Origin of the sequence: Paraburkholderia sp. CNPSo 3281 (genome assembly GCF_024206515.1) — a bacterium.
Taxonomy (GTDB): Bacteria; Pseudomonadota; Gammaproteobacteria; order Burkholderiales; family Burkholderiaceae; genus Paraburkholderia; species Paraburkholderia nodosa.
Genome location: NZ_JAMBPS010000008.1, coordinates 40,291 through 56,769 on the forward strand (window position 1 = coordinate 40,291; position 16,479 = coordinate 56,769).

The 16,479-nt window shown below is 66.6% G+C and carries 15 protein-coding genes and 1 pseudogene; 11 read left to right on the top strand and 5 right to left on the bottom strand.

What is annotated here, in order from left to right; genetic code table 11:
* Window positions 1–50: 50 nt before the first annotated feature.
* Complete coding sequence (locus M3I56_RS11610) at window positions 51–1,730, top strand: metallophosphoesterase family protein (RefSeq protein ID WP_254354028.1); 1,680 nt, start codon at window positions 51–53, stop codon at window positions 1,728–1,730.
* Window positions 1,731–1,766: 36 nt separating this feature from the next.
* On the opposite strand, the gene shc is transcribed toward M3I56_RS11610, so the two are convergent.
* Window positions 1,767–3,803, bottom strand: coding sequence for a squalene--hopene cyclase (gene shc, locus M3I56_RS11615; RefSeq protein WP_254354029.1), 2,037 nt, complete (start codon window positions 3,801–3,803; stop codon window positions 1,767–1,769).
* A 64-nt stretch (window positions 3,804–3,867) separates the two neighbouring features.
* Between shc and M3I56_RS11620 the strand changes: the two genes are divergently transcribed.
* The 10 genes from M3I56_RS11620 (at window position 3,868) to M3I56_RS11665 (ending at window position 13,584) form a co-directional block, all read left to right on the top strand.
* Complete coding sequence (locus tag M3I56_RS11620; RefSeq protein ID WP_051481317.1) at window positions 3,868–4,584, top strand: TetR/AcrR family transcriptional regulator; 717 nt, start codon at window positions 3,868–3,870, stop codon at window positions 4,582–4,584.
* A 130-nt stretch (window positions 4,585–4,714) separates the two neighbouring features.
* Window positions 4,715–5,674 carry a 4-hydroxyproline epimerase gene (locus M3I56_RS11625; RefSeq protein ID WP_309249148.1) on the top strand — a complete coding sequence of 320 codons (960 nt, stop codon included), beginning with the start codon at window positions 4,715–4,717 and terminating at the stop codon, window positions 5,672–5,674.
* Window positions 5,671–6,831, top strand: coding sequence for an FAD-dependent oxidoreductase (locus M3I56_RS11630; protein ID WP_309249146.1), 1,161 nt, complete (start codon window positions 5,671–5,673; stop codon window positions 6,829–6,831). Before M3I56_RS11625 ends, M3I56_RS11630 begins: the two co-directional genes overlap by 4 nt.
* Window positions 6,824–7,099, top strand: a complete 276-nt coding sequence (locus M3I56_RS11635; protein WP_254354030.1) for a 2Fe-2S iron-sulfur cluster-binding protein — start codon at window positions 6,824–6,826, stop codon at window positions 7,097–7,099. Before M3I56_RS11630 ends, M3I56_RS11635 begins: the two co-directional genes overlap by 8 nt.
* Window positions 7,096–8,364, top strand: a complete 1,269-nt coding sequence (locus tag M3I56_RS11640) for an FAD/NAD(P)-binding oxidoreductase (RefSeq protein WP_254354031.1) — start codon at window positions 7,096–7,098, stop codon at window positions 8,362–8,364. The genes M3I56_RS11635 and M3I56_RS11640 overlap by 4 nt, the downstream gene beginning before the upstream one ends.
* Before the next feature lie 89 nt (window positions 8,365–8,453).
* Window positions 8,454–9,236 carry an AraC family transcriptional regulator gene (locus tag M3I56_RS11645; RefSeq protein WP_254354032.1) on the top strand — a complete coding sequence of 261 codons (783 nt, stop codon included), beginning with the start codon at window positions 8,454–8,456 and terminating at the stop codon, window positions 9,234–9,236.
* 179 nt (window positions 9,237–9,415) lie between these two features.
* On the top strand, window positions 9,416–10,330 hold the full coding sequence (locus M3I56_RS11650; RefSeq protein ID WP_254354033.1) for a dihydrodipicolinate synthase family protein: 915 nt from the start codon (window positions 9,416–9,418) through the stop codon (window positions 10,328–10,330).
* Window positions 10,331–10,424: 94 nt separating this feature from the next.
* Window positions 10,425–11,438, top strand: coding sequence for an Ldh family oxidoreductase (locus M3I56_RS11655; RefSeq protein WP_254354034.1), 1,014 nt, complete (start codon window positions 10,425–10,427; stop codon window positions 11,436–11,438).
* Between the two features lie 86 nt (window positions 11,439–11,524).
* Entirely contained in the window at window positions 11,525–12,187 is a 663-nt protein-coding gene (locus tag M3I56_RS11660; RefSeq protein ID WP_028203032.1) for a response regulator, read from the top strand.
* Window positions 12,184–13,584 carry an ATP-binding protein gene (locus M3I56_RS11665; protein WP_254354035.1) on the top strand — a complete coding sequence of 467 codons (1,401 nt, stop codon included), beginning with the start codon at window positions 12,184–12,186 and terminating at the stop codon, window positions 13,582–13,584. Before M3I56_RS11660 ends, M3I56_RS11665 begins: the two co-directional genes overlap by 4 nt.
* A 254-nt stretch (window positions 13,585–13,838) precedes the next feature.
* Here the strand turns inward: M3I56_RS11665 and M3I56_RS11670 are convergent.
* The 4 genes and pseudogenes from M3I56_RS11670 to M3I56_RS11690 all read right to left on the bottom strand — a co-directional run.
* Window positions 13,839–14,141 (bottom strand): annotated as a pseudogene (locus tag M3I56_RS11670) (LysR family transcriptional regulator); the annotation flags it as partial.
* A gap of 334 nt (window positions 14,142–14,475) precedes the next feature.
* Entirely contained in the window at window positions 14,476–15,078 is a 603-nt protein-coding gene (locus M3I56_RS11680) for a zinc-binding dehydrogenase (protein WP_375541714.1), read from the bottom strand.
* Window positions 15,047–15,598 (bottom strand): gamma carbonic anhydrase family protein, encoded by a 552-nt coding sequence (locus tag M3I56_RS11685; protein WP_254354038.1) that lies wholly within the window; start codon window positions 15,596–15,598, stop codon window positions 15,047–15,049. Before M3I56_RS11685 ends, M3I56_RS11680 begins: the two co-directional genes overlap by 32 nt.
* Window positions 15,595–16,476, bottom strand: a complete 882-nt coding sequence (locus M3I56_RS11690) for a 3-keto-5-aminohexanoate cleavage protein (protein ID WP_254354040.1) — start codon at window positions 16,474–16,476, stop codon at window positions 15,595–15,597. The genes M3I56_RS11685 and M3I56_RS11690 overlap by 4 nt, the downstream gene beginning before the upstream one ends.
* Window positions 16,477–16,479 lie beyond the last annotated feature (3 nt).

The window sequence follows — 16,479 nt, forward strand, 5'->3', positions numbered from 1 at the left end:
TGCAAGTCCGCCAGCGCAGGCTTCGCCCTCTGCTCCCGAGGCGAGACGACATGACGAAAAAAGACATCCCCGAGAATGCATCCACCGAAAGCGGCGCCAGTGTCTCGCGCCGCGGCTTCCTCAAGCTCGCCGGCGCGTCCGGCTTCGCGAGCGCGGCCAGCGCTTTCGCGGGCAGCGCGAAAGCCGACGCCGCCACACCGGACGGCACGCCCGAGCAGATCCACCTCACCTGGGGCGAAGACCCGACACGCGAAGTCGTCGTTTCGTGGGCATCGCTCGCCTCCTCCACGAATCCGCGCGTGATCTACAGCGCCGATCGCGGCAAACGCGAAACGGTGCACGCCGTTCAACGCACGTACACCGACGGACTCACCGGCGTCGTCGTGTTCGCGTATCACGCGCGGCTGCGCGGTCTGGACCCGGCGACGACCTACCGCTACGAAGTCACCGCCGATAACGACAGCCACGCGAGCAGCCCGTTTTCTTCGAGCTTCGCCACGGCGCCGCGCGGGCGTGCAAAGTTCCGCTTCACGAGCTACGGCGACCTCGCCACGCCGAACACGGGCTGGGTGCTGTCGTCGCCGCAAAGCCGCTTCGCCGTCGAGGCCGTAGAGCGCTTCCAGCCGCTCTTTCATCTGCTCAATGGCGACCTCTGCTACGCGAACCTGAATCCCGCGCACCAGACCGATGTGTGGCGCGACTTCGGCAACAACAATCAGACGTCGTCGGCGAATCGTCCGTGGATGCCGTGCCCCGGCAATCACGAGATCGAATTCTACAACGGCCCGCAGGGTCTGAATTCGTATCTCACGCGCTATACGCTGCCGCATAACGGCACGCAGTTTTCGGGCCGCTGGTACAGCTTCCGCGTGAGCAACGTGCTGTTCGTCTCGCTCGACGCCGACGACGTGGTCTACCAGGACGCCGCCGCGTTCGTGGCCGGCCCCTCGCCGCTCGTGCCTGCCGCGAGCACGGGCAACGCGCCGGTTCAGCCGGGCACGTCATTCTATGTGCGCGGCTACAGCAACGGCGTGCAGACGCGCTGGCTCGAGCAAACCCTGAAGCAGGCGAAGGATGACGACGATATCGACTGGATCGTGGTGCAGATGCACCAGGACGCGCTCAGCTCGTCGAAAACGGGCAACGGCTCGGACAAGGGCATTCGCGAAGCGTGGCTGCCCCTCTTCGACCGCTATGGCGTGGACCTCGTGGTGTGCGGCCACGATCACGATTACGAGCGCAGCTACCCGGTGCGCGGCTGCAATCATCACGCGGGCGTCGATGCGAAGAGCGGCGCGAGCGTCGACACGCTTCAGCCGCGCCCCGTCACGCACGCCGAGGGCGCGGGCAACACCTTCGACACGAGCCACGGCACGATCCACCTGATCCTGGGCGGCGGCGGCACGAGCGCGCCGCTCGACGTGTATGGCGTGGACGCCGGCAATGGCAATCCGCAGGCCCAAGTGTTCACGAAGCCCAACCACCCGGTCGCGGGCACGACCGCGGGCACCTTCGCGCGCCCCACGGCGGATGCGCTCGAAGACGCGATCTGGTCGGCACAGCGCGATACGGGCACGGGCTATGGCATTGCGGTGTTCGACGTCGATCCGGGCACGCACGGCGGCAAGACGACGATCACGATGAACTACTATCACGCGCCCGGTGCGGATCAAACGCCGACCGGCAATTATGAGTTGTTCGAAACGATTACGCTGGCGAAGTCACGCTAAGCGAACCACGCGGGGCGCTTGCGCCCCGCTTCGAATTCAGTCCGCGAGCGCGGCTTCTTCCACTTCCCGCACCACGACCGCACCGCCCGCCAGCCGCCGGTAGCGCGACAGCGCCCACAGCGGAAAATAGGCCGTGTATCCGTGATACTTGAGGTAGTAAATACGCGGGAACCCCGGCGCATTATGCGAACGATGCCACCAGAATCCGTCTTCCTGCTGCACGGATAGCAGATACGCCACACCGCGCCGTACCGATTCGGATTCCCAGTCACCGAACGCCATTTGCGCGAGCAGCGCCCACGCGGTGAAGTTCGACGCGCTTTCGCCGCCGTTGGTGCCAGCAAGGCGCGGGTCGACATAGCTGTCGTTGGTCTCGCCCCAGCCGCCATCGGCGTGCTGGCGTGCACGCAGCCACGTGAGCGCGCGCGCGATGTACGGCTGCCTCGGGTCCTCGCCCGCGAGCGCGAGACCTGCCAGCACGCTCCACGTGCCGTAGATATAGTTGGTGCCCCAGCGGCCCCACCAGCTGCCGTCGGCTCGCTGCGTGGCCTTCACGTACGCGATGGCGCGCGCAAGCGCCGCCTTATCCTCGGCGCGGCCCGTTACGCCGAAGCACAGGAGGACGCGGCCCGATACGTCTTCGGTTGGCGGGTCGAGCAAGGCGCCGTGATCCGCGAACGGGATCGCGTTCAGATAGAGGCGGTCGCAATCGGCGTCGAAGGCCCCGAAGCCGCCGTTGCGCGATTGCAGGCCGCGCATCCAGTCGAGCGAGCGCGCGACACGCGCCGCATACGGGTCCACGCCCGTCTTGCGCGCCTCCCCGCAGCCCCGCCGATGGAGCATGGCGGCGACCACGGCCGTGTCGTCGATGTCGGGATAGTACGGGTTCTCATATTGAAAGGCCCAGCCGCCAACCGGCGTATCGGGCTGCGCGTTCTCGATCCAGTCGCCGCGCACGTCGTCCACTTGACGCTCGGCGAGCCAGTCGTACGCACGCGCAATGCGCTGCTGCAGTTCCTGGTCGCTGATCGCGGCCGACGCCGGATCGGCGGGCACGACCGTGCGCGCCTGCTCGAGCGCCATCGTGCTCCACGCCGTGTCCCACACCGGCGAGAGACATGGCTGGCAATACACGCTGCCGTCCGGGCGCTCGACCAGCAGCTTTTCCAGTGCATTCTCGCAATCGCGGCGCAACGGATGATCCTCAGGATACCCAAGCACCTGCATCATCTGGTAGCTGTACACGATAGGCGGAAAAATGCCGCCCATGCCGTCCTCGCCGTTCATGCGCTCGGCGCACCAGGCCTCCGCGTATTTCATGGCGCGTTGGCGCAGCGCGCGCGGCAGCAGCGGCTCGATACGGCGCAGCGCCCGGTCAGCCGCGAGAAAGAGCCGGCGGACGCCCTTGCCGCGCGCAAAGTATTCGCGCTCCTCTTCGGGGGGCGTCACGAACAGTTCGGCAATCGATACGTCATGTGGATTGGCCGCGCGTGCCTTCAGCGAACAGAGCGCGAGCAGCGGCACCATGGTCGTGCGCGCCCAGTAGGCGACCTTGTACATCGAAATCGGCACCCACTTCGGGAACAGCACGAATTCGACCGGCATGAACGGCGTGGCGCGCCACGGCACCTGACCGAAGGTGGCGAGCAGAATGCGCGTGAACACGTTGGACTTCGCGGCCCCGCCGAGCTTCAGAATGGTCTCCCGCGCACGCACCATATGTGGCGCCTGCGCGGAGTCGCCCGCCGCCTTCAGCGCGAAGTACGCCTTCACGCTGCACGAGACATCGGGCGCGCCATCCACGTAGAGGTCCCATGCGCCGTGCGTTTGCAAACGCTGAATGGCGCGCAGATAGCGCGCCATCTTCTCCTGACGCACCGCGTCGATCTTGCCCATGAAATGCATCATGAGGATGTATTCGGCGGTGATCGTGGCGTCCGATTCGAGTTCGAAGCACCAGCTTCCGTCGGCGTCCTGCTGTCGCACGAGCGCCTCGCGGCCGCGAACGATCGAGGCGTCGAGCGCCGCCATGGCGGCTGCAGAGGCGGTAAAAGGCGGGTTGGAATTTTGCATCGGCGGATCATACCATCCGTACGGAATGTTTAGCAGCGACGCCTGCAATGGTATGATCGCCGCCATGAAAGACTCCTCCGTCAAGGCGCCCGCGCGCGCGACAAGGCGCAGCGCGAAGGCGGCTGACGCAGCGGCCCCCTCGGCTCCGCCGGCCTCCTCGGCCCCGAAGCCCCCTTCCCCACGCAAGGACGCGGCGCCTGCCGCCGGCACGCGACGCAAGAAAGCCCCGGTTCAGGTGCGCGCGCAGTTGCTGCAAGCGGCTTCTGATATCGCCACCGATCAAGGCGTGCCCGCCGTGACGCTCGACGCCGTGGCCGAACGCGCGGGCGTGACCAAGGGCGCGCTGCAATATCACTTCGCCAACAAGCAGGGCTTGCTCGATGCCCTCTTCGAGCAGACGCTGACGCGCTTCGAGCAGCAGATGCACACGCGCATCGACGAAGGCGTGGCGCAAGGCGCGCCGAAACACGGCGCCGCCGCACGCGCCTACCTGCACACCACGATAGACGAAACGAGCCCCGCCGCCAGCACCAACGTGCTGCGCGTGCTGGTGGCCGCGATGATGACGGACCCCGCGATTCGCGAACGCTACGCCGCGCCCATGCGCAAGTGGACGCGTCCCGACCCGCTGCCGCTCGAAGCCGCCGCCCGCCTCATGATCTGCCGGCTCGCGGCGGACGGCCTGTGGATCTCCGACCTGCTCGGCTACCAGAACATGCCGCCGCGCCTGCGCGCCGAAGTGGTGCGCCAACTGGAGCAACTGGCGCTCGCCAAAGGGTGAACGGCGGATTAAAGAAAGCACGCGCCAGGGTTCCCCCCGAGCGCCGCGCATTCACGGCCGGCGCACTATGCCGAAATCGTCACCGCGCATGGGCCGTTCGAGCAAGACGGCCAAAATGGCGCGACCTACGATTGTCGGCATGAAAACCCTGACCGTTATCGACTCCCACACGGGCGGCGAGCCCACGCGCCTCGTGATCGCCGGCGGCCCCGAGTTGGGCCACGGTCCGCTCGCCGAACGCCTCGCCGTTTTCCGTCGCGACTTCGACCGCGTGCGCGCGGGCGTCGTGAACGAGCCGCGCGGCTCGGACGTGATGGTCGGCGCGCTGCTATGCGAGCCGCATGATCCGTCCTGCTCCACCGGCGTGATCTTCTTCAACAACGTCGGCTTTCTCGGCATGTGCGGGCACGGCACCATCGGCCTCATCGCGTCGCTCGCGCATCTCGGGCGCATCGCGCCCGGCGTGCATCGGATCGAAACGCCGGTCGGCAACGTCGAAGCCGAACTGCACGCCGACGGCAGCGTCACCGTGCGCAACGTGCCCGCGTATCGCTACCGCCAGGCCGTACCGCTCGACGTGCCCGGCTACGGCCGCGTGCACGGCGACATCGCCTGGGGCGGCAACTGGTTCTTCCTCGTCGCGGATCACAACCTGACGCTCGAAGCACGCAACGTCGAAGCGCTCACCGAGGCCACGTGGGCCATGCGCCAGGCGCTCGAGGCGAACGGCATTACGGGCGCGGACGGCGCGCTGATCGACCATATCGAACTGTTCGCGCACCCGGACATCGCGGGCATCGACAGCCGCAATTTCGTGCTGTGTCCCGGCAAGGCCTACGACCGTTCGCCGTGCGGCACCGGCACGAGTGCGAAGGTCGCGTGCCTCGCCGCGGACGGCTCGCTCGCACCCGGCGCGCAGTGGCGCCAGGAAAGCATCATCGGCAGCGTGTTCGAAGCCTGCTATGAAATCACACCCGAACTCCCCGCGGGCCATGTGCGCCCGAGCATACGCGGCAGCGCGCATATTAGCGCGGAATCCAAACTGATTTTCGCCGACGACGATCCGTTCGCGTGGGGCATTCCCGCGTGATCCAAAGTTCGAGCGGTCAACACGATGTCGTCGTGATTGGCGCGGGCATCGTGGGCGCAGCATGCGCGCATGAACTCGCGGCGCAGGGTTTGAACGTACTCGTCATCGAGCGAGCCAGCGTAGGCGGCGGCGTGACGGCCGCCGGGATGGGCCACCTCGTCGTGATGGACGACACGGCCGCCGAATTCTCGCTGAGCGCGTGGTCGCTGGCACTGTGGCACGCCCTTGCGCCGCGTCTCGACGAGCGCCATGCGTTCTTGCGCTGCGGCACGCTCTGGGTCGCCGCCGACGAAGAAGAACTGGCGCTCGCGCAAACACGTCAGCAGGCGCTGCAACACCAGGGTGTGGCGTGCTCGATGCTCGACGCGCGTCAGTTGCGCGAAGCGGAACCGGGTCTGCGCAATGGCCTCGTAGGCGGCATGATCGTCGACAACGACGCCGTGGTTTACGCGCCGGCCGTAGCGGCATGGTTGCTCGAACAACCGGTCAGCGGCCGCTTGACCTGCCGCACGCAAACGCAGGTCGCGCATCTCGACCGCACAGGCGTGCACCTCGCCGACGGCGAGGTCGTCGGCGCGGGCGCGGTCTTGATCGCGAACGGCCTCCAGGCGCTCGATTTGCTGCCACGCCTGCCGCTGCAGGCGAAGAAGGGACACCTGCTCATTACCGACCGCTATCCCGGCACGATTCGGCACCAGATTCTCGAACTCGGCTATAGCAAGAGCGCGCACAACGCGAGCGGCACCTCGGTGGCGTTCAACGTCCAGCCGCGGCCGACCGGGCAATTGCTGATCGGCTCGTCGCGCCAGTTCGACAGCACGGAGCCCGCCGTCGAGCCGGCGATTCTCGCTCGCATGCTGCGCCGCGCTGCCGAATACCTGCCGCAATTGCCCGCGCTCAACGCGATTCGCGCATGGACGGGCTTTCGCCCGGCATCGAGCGACGGCATGCCGCTGATCGGCCCCGCGGCCTCGTTCGCCGATGACGACAGCCATCCGTCCACGTGGCTCGCCACCGGACACGAGGGTCTCGGCGTCACCACGGCGCTCGGCACCGCCAGGCTGATTGCCGCGCAGATGCTCGGACGCGCCGCCGAGATCGACGCGACGCCGTATCTCCCCGCGCGCTTCGCTGCCCAGGGGGCCGTGCATGCCTGAATCGAATACGACGTTGACGATCGATGGGCGCAAAGTGGGCGTCGCGCCGGGCAGCTCGGTTGCAGCCGCCATCGCCATTGCCGCGCATGAAGAGCACGCGGCGCCCGTCACGCGGCGTTCGGTGAGCGGCGCGCTGCGCGGGCCGTTGTGCGGCATGGGCATCTGCCAGGAATGCCGCGTCACCATCGACGGCGTGCCGCATCGGCTTGCCTGCCAGACGGTTTGCGTCGCGGGCATGAGGGTCGTTACCGGGAATGCAGCGCCATGAAGTTCGATATCCTGATCATTGGCGCCGGACCTGCCGGATTGAACGCCGCGCGCATCGCCGCACAGGCGGGTGCGAGCGTCGGCATAGTCGATGACAATGCGCTGCCTGGCGGCCAGATCTGGCGTCAGGGTCCCGGCCATCGCGCCACTGGCCCCGCGCGCGCCGTGCTCGACGCCCTCGCGGCGCGCACCAACGTCGCGCTGCTAAGCGCAACCCGCGTCGTGCAGGCGTTGCCTGGACGGCAACTGCTCGCGCAGAGCCCCGACCGCGCGCTCACGCTCGCTTACGGCAAGCTCATCGTCGCCTCGGGCGCGCGCGAGCGCTTCCTGCCCTATCCCGGCTGGACCTTGCCCGGCATCACAGGCGCGGGAGGCTTGCAGGCGCTCATCAAGGGCGGCATGCCCGTGCGCGGCGAACGCATCGTCATCGCGGGCAGCGGGCCGTTGCTCTGGGCCGCCGCCGTGACCGCGCGCCAGCATGGCGCGACGATCACCGCGATCGTCGAGCAGGCGCCGCCCCAGGCGGTGCGCCGCTTCGCGACGGGCCTCGTCCAAACGCCAGCGAAACTCGCCCAGGCGCTGCGCATGCGCTTCGATCTGCGCGCGCCGCCTTACTGGTGCGATGCGTACGTTGCCGAAGCGATCGGCACGACGCGCGTGACGCAGGCGCGCGTGCGGCGCGGCAACGACGACGTGCTGGTCGATTGCGACCGGATCGCGTGCGCCTATGGCCTCGTGCCGAATACGGGCCTCGGCGCGGCGCTGGGTTGCCGCCTCGAAACCCATGCGGGTTCTTCGGCCATCGCCGTGAACGAATGGCAACAGACCTCCGCCGAAGCCGTTTACGCGGCCGGCGAATGCACGGGCGTGGGCGGCATGGAACTCGCGGCGGTGGAAGGACGCATCGCGGCATACGCCGCGCTCGGCGACCACGCGAACGCCCGGCACCTGTTCGCCGAACGCGAGCGTTACCGCCGTTTCGCCACGCGCCTGCACGCAGCGTTCGAACTCGCACCCGCATTGCGGGCGCTCCCGCAGCCCGACACCGTGTTCTGCCGTTGCGAGGACGTCGCCTTTCGCGACGTTGCACGCCACGCGTCATGGCGCGACGCCAAGCTGCAGACGCGCTGCGGCATGGGCCCCTGCCAGGGCAAGATTTGCGGCGACGCGGCCGCGTTCTGTTTCGGCTGGCCGCAAAACGGCCAGCGCCCGCCGTTCTCGCCCGCGCGCATCGACACCTTGATGCACGCAGAAACAACGGAATAGCGCCACACACGTTTTTTGTTGCAGATGCGCGAGCGTGCGCAAATCGGCACAATGGCGGTTTCCGCCGATCCCGCCCCAAGCGCCTCGCGATGCCCGAACTGGTCCTGCCCGCCGCCCTCGAAAACGCCACGTTTGCGCAGATGGTCGCGCATTTCACCATGCTCGAACCGCTGTTCGACGCCATGCCGGACGTGGTGTTCTTCGTGAAGGATCACGAGGCGCGCTACGTGATAGCCAACACCACACTCGCCGCGCGCTGCGGCTTCAAAGAGAAGCGCGCGCTGCTCGGCAAGACGGCCGAGCAAGTCTTTCCCTCACGCTTCGGCCACAGCTATACCGCGCAGGACCAGGCCGTGGTTCGGCTCGACAGCAGTCTCATCGACCAGCTCGAACTGCATCTGTATGCGGGCCGGCAGCCGGGCTGGTGTCTCACCTCGAAGGTCCCGCTGCACGACGCGCGCGGCCGCGTGCTGGGCGTGGCGGGCATTTCGCGCGATCTGCAGGCCGCCGAAGGCACGCATCCCGCTTACCAGCGGCTCGCGGTCGCCGCAAAGTACATCCAGGACAATTATGCGCAACCGCTCAAGCTCGCACACCTGGCGAAGCTCATCAACATGTCGGTGGCGCAGATCGAGCGTTACTTCCACAAGATCTTTCACCTCACGCCCCGCCAGATGCTGCTGAAAACGCGTCTGGACGCGGCCTCGGTGCTGCTCGCGAGCGACCTGAGCATCACCGACATCGCCACGCAGTGCGGCTATAACGATCACAGCGCATTCACGCGGCAATTCAAGGCCACGGTGGGCGTCACGCCAAGCCAGTATCGCGCGTTGCTGCAAACGCCCGAAAGCGCGCAGACGTCCGGCGCTTGAGCCTGGTGGCAGCGCGCCCAGGGTTGTCCCTGGGCCGCGGAACAAAGCGGCGGACTATGCAGATTTCGTCTTTTTGAGGCGCGAAAGGCCCCAAGCGTCAAACGATCTGGACAGCGATACTCCACTCATATTCAACAGGTAGCGGCGCGAGCCGCTACGCATTCAAGGAGTGAGTCACAGTGAGCGCTATCCAGTGGAGCGGGGTGTTTCCCGCCGTCAGCACGCAGTTCAAGGCGGACTTCTCGGTCGATATCGACGCCACGCACCGGGTGGTGAGCAATCTCGTCAAGGACGGCGTGTCTGGCCTCGTGGTGTGCGGCACCGTCGGCGAGAACACGTCGCTCGCGACGCATGAAAAGATTGCGGTGATCGAGGCCGCGCGCGACGCGGCAGGCGGCAAAGTGCCGGTGATCGCGGGCATCGCCGAATTCACCACCGAGTTCGCGCGTCAAACCGTGAAAGAAGCGGCGCGCGTGGGCGTGGACGGCGTGATGGTCATGCCGGCGCTCGTGTATTCCTCGAAGCCGCACGAAACGGCCGCGCATTTTCGCGCCGTGGCGTCCAGCACCGACGTGCCGGTGATGGTCTACAACAATCCGCCGATCTACAAGAACGACGTGACGCCCGACATCCTGATCGCTCTTCAGGATTGCGAAAATATCGTCTGCTTCAAGGATTCGTCGGGCGATACGAGCCGCTTCATCGATCTGCGCAACGCCGTGGGCGACCGCTTCGTGCTGTTCGCGGGCCTCGACGACGTAGTGGTCGAAAGCGTGGCCGTCGGTGCGCAAGGCTGGGTCTCGGGCATGTCGAATGTGTTCCCGAAGGAAGGCGAAACGCTGTTCCGTCTCGCGAAGCAAAAGCGCTTTGAGGAAGCACTCGCGCTCTACCGCTGGTTCATGCCGCTGCTGCATCTCGACGCGCGCCCCGACCTCGTGCAGTGCATCAAGCTGTGCGAGGAACTGGTGGGCCGCGGCAGCGCGACCACGCGGCCGCCGCGCCTGGCGCTCGAAGGCGAAGCGCTCGCGCATGTGAAGGCCGTGGTCGAGAAGGCGCTCGCCACGCGCCCCGCCCTGCCGGACGTCGGTCTCTAAGCGTTACGAATTCAGCGCGCCTCTCTCCCAATCTTCATTCGAATCACCGAAACCGGGCCACGTTGGCCCGGTTTGTTTTTTTACACGGGATGCCATGTCCACCACCATCGTCCTCACGCTCGACGAAGTCTTCACGCTCTCGCGCAACGTGCTGCTGCGGCACGGCATGTCCGAGGCGCACGCCGATGCGATCGCGCGCGTAATCACGCAAGGCCAGCGCGACGAATGTCATTCGCATGGCATCTATCGCCTGCTCGTCTGCGCACGCTCGCTCAAGAGCGGCAAGGTCGATGCGCGCACCGAACCGACGCTGCGCGATATCGCGCCCGGCGTGCTGGCCGTGGACGCGCACTTTGGCTTTTCGCTGCTCGCCTTCGAAACCGGCCTGCCCTTGCTCGCCCAGAAAGCACGCAGCCAGGGCATCGCGGCGATGGCCATCAACCGCTGCTTTCATTTTTCGGCGCTGTGGCCCGAGGTCGAAGCCATCGCGGCGCAAGGGCTCGTGGGCATCGCCATGAATCCGAGCCATAGCTGGGTCGCGCCGGCGGGCGGCACGCGCGGCGTGTTCGGCACGAATCCGCTCGCGTTCGCATGGCCGCGCGAAGGCGGGCCGCCGTTCGTGTTCGACTTCGCAACGAGCGCGATTGCGCGCGGCGACATCGAACTGCACGCGCGCGAGGGCAAGCCCATTCCGCCGCATTGGGCGCTCGATAGCGAGGGCCAGCCGACCACCGACGCCCGCGCCGCGCTGGATGGCGCGATGCAGACGTTCGGCGGCCACAAGGGCTCGGCGCTCGCGGCCATGATCGAGTTGCTTGCGGGCGCGCTGATCGGCGACCTCACGAGCATGGAGTCGCAGGCCTTCGACGGCGGCGCGGGCGCGAGCCCTTGCCATGGCGAACTCGTCATCGCCATCGATCCCCGGCGCTTCGGCGGCGACGGCTACGCAGCCGGTCAAGCGCGCGCCGAGCGGATGTTCGCCGCCATCACCGCCCAGGGCGCGCGCTTGCCGTCGCAGCGCCGTTTCGAGGCACGCGAGCGCAGCGAACGAGACGGCGTGAAGGTGCCGCGCGCGCTTTACGACGATGTGCTGAAACTCCTCGACTAACTCCAGGCGCTCGCTCAGCGTGCCGCTTAAGCACCGGTTAAGCCGGGATGAGCGACAATATAAAGCTGAAATTAGGGGAGCGAGCGATGCGCCTGTTGCTGGTGGAAGACGACGAAATGATTGCCGAAACGGTGCTCGACTCGATGCGCCGCGAGGGTCATGCCGTCGACTGGGCGCGCGACGGGCGCGAAGCGGAGCTTTCCCTCGACAACGACGTGTACGACCTCGTGCTGCTCGACCTCGGGCTGCCGAAGAAGGACGGAATCGAGGTGCTCAACGGCTACCGCCGCAAAGGCGGCGAAGCGGCCGTGCTGATCCTGACCGCGCGCGACTCGGTGACGGACCGTATCGCCGGGCTCGACGCCGGCGCCGACGACTACCTGATCAAACCCTTCGATCTCGACGAGCTGGCCGCCCGCACGCGCGCCATGCTCCGCCGCCGCACGGGCCAGAAACAGCCGGTCTACACGCACAGCGGCCTCGCGCTCGACCCGGCCGCGCACGAGGTGACGAAAGACGGCGAAAGCGTCGCGCTCGTGCCGCGCGAATTCGCGCTGCTGCGCGTGCTCATCGAGCAGCCCGCGCGCGTGTTCACGAAGGCCGAACTCGAAGAGCGCATGTACGGCTGGGGCGAGGAAGTCGGCAGCAACGCGATCGAGGTGCATGTGCACAGCTTGCGCCGCAAGATCGGCACCGACCAGATCGTGACTGTGCGCGGCGTGGGCTACCGGCTCAAGAGATCGGAATGAATTCCATCCGCCGCCGCCTGCTGGGCTGGCTCATCTGCGGGTTCGCGGCCGCTTCCGTGGTGGCGGGCTTCGGCATTTTTCACAGCGCGCGCGAAGAAGCGGGCGAGCTGTTCGATTACGAGCTGCATGCCGTGGCGCTTTCCATGCCCGCGAACGCCGCGACGGCACGCCAGGTCGAGCAGTCCGGCGCCGGCTTCGACGAGATCGCGGACGACCGCATTCTCATCCAGATCTGGGATCACGACGGCAAACTGGTTTACCGCTCGCAGGAAACGCCCGTGCTGCCGCGCCAGGCCACGGGCTTTCGCACGATCGAGCACGACGAGGTGCATTGGCGCGTGTACGGCCTCGCGCAACCGGACCGCTTCGTTCAGGTCGCGCAGCCCATTTCCGTGCGCGACGGGCTGGCGCTGCACCTCGCGCTGCATACGTTGTGGCCGCTCGCGCTGCTCGTGCCGGTGGCCATCGTGCTGCTGCTGTTCGTGGTGACGCGCGGCCTCGCGCCGGTGGGCGCGTTGTCGGCGCTGCTCGCTTCGCGCTCGGTGCATGAGCTGGAGCCGTTGCGCCTCGATGGCTCGGTGCCCGTCGAACTGCGCCCGCTCGTCGTCGCGCTCAACGACCTGCTGGACCGCCTGAATACGGCCTCGCAGGCGCAGCGCACCTTCATCGCCGACGCGGCGCACGAGCTGCGCTCGCCGCTCGCCGCGCTCAAGCTGCAATGGCAGGCGGCACTCCACGACGGCACGCTCACCGGCGAGCCGCGCACGCTCGAGCGCATGCAAACACGCCTGAACCGCACGATCCGCCTCGTGCAGCAATTGCTCACGCTCGCGCGCGAAGATGCGCAAGCGAGCACGCCGGCCACTGTCGTGAGCCTGCGGCGGTTGGGCGAGCAGGCCATCGGCGACTTCTCGCTGCTCGCGGAGGAGAAAGGCATCGACCTCGGCCTGGAGTCGCGGCCGCCCGTGACGCCCGAGTGTGTCTGCAACGTGAACGCCGACGCGCACGGCCTGAACACCTTGCTGAACAACCTGCTCGACAACGCGATCCGCTACACGCCGGCAGGCGGCAAGATCGATCTCGTGCTCACGCGTTCGCAGGACACGCTCGGCTTCGAAGTCATCGATAACGGGCCTGGGATTCCCGAAGCCGATCTCGAGCGCGTGCTCGACCGCTTCTTTCGCGGCGATCACGCCCAGGGCACGGGCAGCGGACTCGGTCTTTCGATCGTGGCGCGCATCGCGCAGCGTCAGCGCCTGACGTTCACGCTGCGCAACAACCCGGGCGGGCGCGGGCTCACGGCTGCGGTGAGCGGGCTGCCGGCGCACGACAGCCCCGCCGCCAACACGAATGCGCCCGCCAGCCGAACCGCGCGGGCGACGAGTGATTCGGCTTAGGGCCTGTTCACACTAATAACGGGCGCTAATCCAGGGGAGTGCCGGCAGCCCGGCCAATCAAAGATTCGGCGCTGTTATGCAGATCCGGAATACCAGTGGGCGTGCCCCGCGCGCGCGTGCATATGCGCACACGGCGGCGCGACGCACGGCCTCACCCATCAGCCGCCGCCGTGTGCCGCCGACGCCAGCATAGCGGCCTCGCGCAGGCAACCCCGGAACGCCTGGCACGCCGCGCTCTCCGCCTTGTTGGAGCGCAACGAGAAGGCGTTCAGCTCGTCGGTCATGTAGCGCAGCTCGGCCATCAGCGATTTGACGCGGCGGCCGAGCATCACGCCCAGTTCGGCGGGCTTCACGACGCGATTCGAACGCTCGAACAACTCGCCCTCGAAACAGGACTCGAGCTCCTGAATCACTCTGGTCACGGCGGGTTGCGTGAGGCGCATCTCGTTTGCGGCCCGTACGACCGAGCGCGTTTCCAGCACGCGCTCGAACACCATCAGCTGATTGAACTTCAGCTTGCGGACGAGGGAAATCTGGGTGAGAGCGTTGGGGTGCATGGCAGAGGAAACGGCATCGCGAGTAATACCGAAACGGGCTCGGAAGACAGGTTCTTTAGCGCGCGCCGCTCGAACGGGGCCAATCTGCACGAGTCATGGGCGCGCAGCACCACGTCCCCTTCGTCCGTTTGCACCGTAAGCTCGCCGGCAAGTACGACATAGTGCTTCTCGAGCGCCGACGCGGACAGGGTCGTATACCCGCCCGGCTCGATGGTCGATACGCCGAGCCACAACGAATCCGCGGGGCCGGCTTCGTGCCCCTGTAGTCTCACGCAACGCATGGAAAAGTGGTGGGCCGGAAAATACCGCGGCGCGCTATCGTAGCGGGTCACGTTCATGGCTTGCGCAGCACCCGGTTGGCCGTACCGCGCAGCACGGCCTGATACGCAGGCACCGCGTTTTCGAATAAGAAGACATAGTCCGGGTTGACCGGGAACGGCTTCAATGCGCCACTTTCGAATGAGGGCAATAGCTGGTCGGGAGTCGTCGCGCCCTCGATGCTGTCGATGGCGAGCGTATCGATGCCGACATAGGTGTGCTGGCCGCGATAGAACGCAAAGATGTCGAATGGCACGGCTCGATCGATGGTCGAACTGAAGATCTGGGTGCCGCGCTTCGCGAGCGCCTTGGCCTGTTCGAAGTACGGGCTTCCGACCGTGTTGTAGACGATATCGGCGCCATGGCCAGCCGCTTTCTCGCGCACGACCTCCTCGATGGATTGCGACGACGCGTCGATCATGATCACGTCGCCGCTGGCGTGCCCGACATACGCCTCGGCGCCGCGCTCGACGCCGGACACCTTTGCGCCCGCCATTCTGGCGAGCTGGATTCGAGTGCGCGCTGCTTGACGATATCGAGCTCGAGCGCGTCCACGCTGGCGCTCGGGCGGGTAACATAGACTGCGTTCATAGTTTGCATTCCTGATAGTTAAAGACAATCAAATTCATGCGCGCGTATCGACCCGCTAGCGCTACATAGCGCAGCCCCGTGGCGGCCATCCCGGCGCGCTCCGTCTCGGTCAGCGTGCGCATGAGGCGAGCAGGATGCCCGGCCCAGAGTTCGCCGGAGCCAACTACCTTGCCCGGAGACAACAGTGAACCTGCGGCAAGCATCCCGCCCGATCTCACCACGGCCGCGTCCAGGACCCGCGCGCCGAAGCCGACAAACCCGCCGTCCTCGATCGTGCAAGCGTGCAGGATGGCGCCGTGCCCTACGGTTACGTCATCGCCGATGGAGACCGGCGGCCCGTTTGTCGTGCCATGAATGATCGTGCCGTCCTGGATGTTCGTTCGGGCGCCGATCGTGATCTTCTGCACGTCTGCCCGCAACACGCAGTTGAACCATATGGAGCTTTGCGCACCGACGCTCACCTCGCCGATCAGCCGGCTGCCGCTTCCAACAAACGCATCGGGGGCGACCGAAGGCTCGATCGGCGCAGGAAAATGCCTCGACCTCATCGATTTAACCCCAGCAATTCACGCGCCTCGTTTGCCGTAGCCAGTTCGCCGCCGAGCGAGCACACGATGCCTCGTGCGCGCTCGACCAGTGCGGCATTGCTCTGCGCAAGCACGCCTTTCGACATGTAGATGTTGTCCTCTAGCCCGACGCGAACGTGTCCGCCCGCGAGCCATGACTGCGCGACCATGGGAAACGCGAAACGGCCAACGCCGAACGCCGCCCACGTGGCCCCGCCCGGCAGCAGATTGCGCGCATAGAGCAGCGTTTCCGGCGACGCGCAGAAGCCGTACTTAACTCCCGTCACAAAGGTCCACAGCCCTGGACCATCCAGCACGCCTTCAGCGATCAGATCGCGCGCGAGATGCATATCGCCGGAATCGAAAATCTCAAGCTCCGGCTTGACCCCTGCCGCGCGGATCACCGCCGCCATCCGCTTGACGTTCTTCGGCGTGTTGATGACGACTTCGCCACCGGAATTCATGGTGTTGAGGTCGAGGCTGCAGATATCGGGACGCAGCTGGAGGATGTGTTCGACGCGCTCTTCCGGCCGCATCAGCGTCGTACCGGGGGCCGCGACACGCGGATCGTCGTCGCTCGGAATGAAGCGCCCCCCGGGTCCGGTAGTCAGATTGATGACGAGATCCCCGTTCACGGCGCGGATACGCTTGATCACGTCCTCGTAGAGCGCGATATCCATTGAAGGGCGACCGGTTGCGGGATCGCGCACATGAATATGAACGACGGCGGCGCCCGCGCGCGCCGCGTCGAGAGACGCCGTGGCGATCTGCTCCGGCGTAATGGGTAGCCCCGGGTGCTGTTCGGGCTTCGTCAGGTTCCCGGTCACCGCGCAGGTGAGAATGGTTTTTCGTGCATGCATGTG

Coding starts and splice junctions, on each gene's coding strand:
- M3I56_RS11620 (WP_051481317.1), top strand. CDS start 3,868: ATGAAAGACTCCTCCGTCAAGGCGCCCGCGCGCGCGACAAGGCGCAGC.
- M3I56_RS11655 (WP_254354034.1), top strand. CDS start 10,425: ATGTCCACCACCATCGTCCTCACGCTCGACGAAGTCTTCACGCTCTCG.
- M3I56_RS11640 (WP_254354031.1), top strand. CDS start 7,096: ATGAAGTTCGATATCCTGATCATTGGCGCCGGACCTGCCGGATTGAAC.
- M3I56_RS11690 (WP_254354040.1), bottom strand. CDS start 16,476: ATGCATGCACGAAAAACCATTCTCACCTGCGCGGTGACCGGGAACCTG.
- M3I56_RS11610 (WP_254354028.1), top strand. CDS start 51: ATGACGAAAAAAGACATCCCCGAGAATGCATCCACCGAAAGCGGCGCC.
- M3I56_RS11660 (WP_028203032.1), top strand. CDS start 11,525: ATGCGCCTGTTGCTGGTGGAAGACGACGAAATGATTGCCGAAACGGTG.
- M3I56_RS11635 (WP_254354030.1), top strand. CDS start 6,824: ATGCCTGAATCGAATACGACGTTGACGATCGATGGGCGCAAAGTGGGC.
- shc (WP_254354029.1), bottom strand. CDS start 3,803: ATGCAAAATTCCAACCCGCCTTTTACCGCCTCTGCAGCCGCCATGGCG.
- M3I56_RS11685 (WP_254354038.1), bottom strand. CDS start 15,598: ATGAGGTCGAGGCATTTTCCTGCGCCGATCGAGCCTTCGGTCGCCCCC.
- M3I56_RS11645 (WP_254354032.1), top strand. CDS start 8,454: ATGCCCGAACTGGTCCTGCCCGCCGCCCTCGAAAACGCCACGTTTGCG.
- M3I56_RS11665 (WP_254354035.1), top strand. CDS start 12,184: ATGAATTCCATCCGCCGCCGCCTGCTGGGCTGGCTCATCTGCGGGTTC.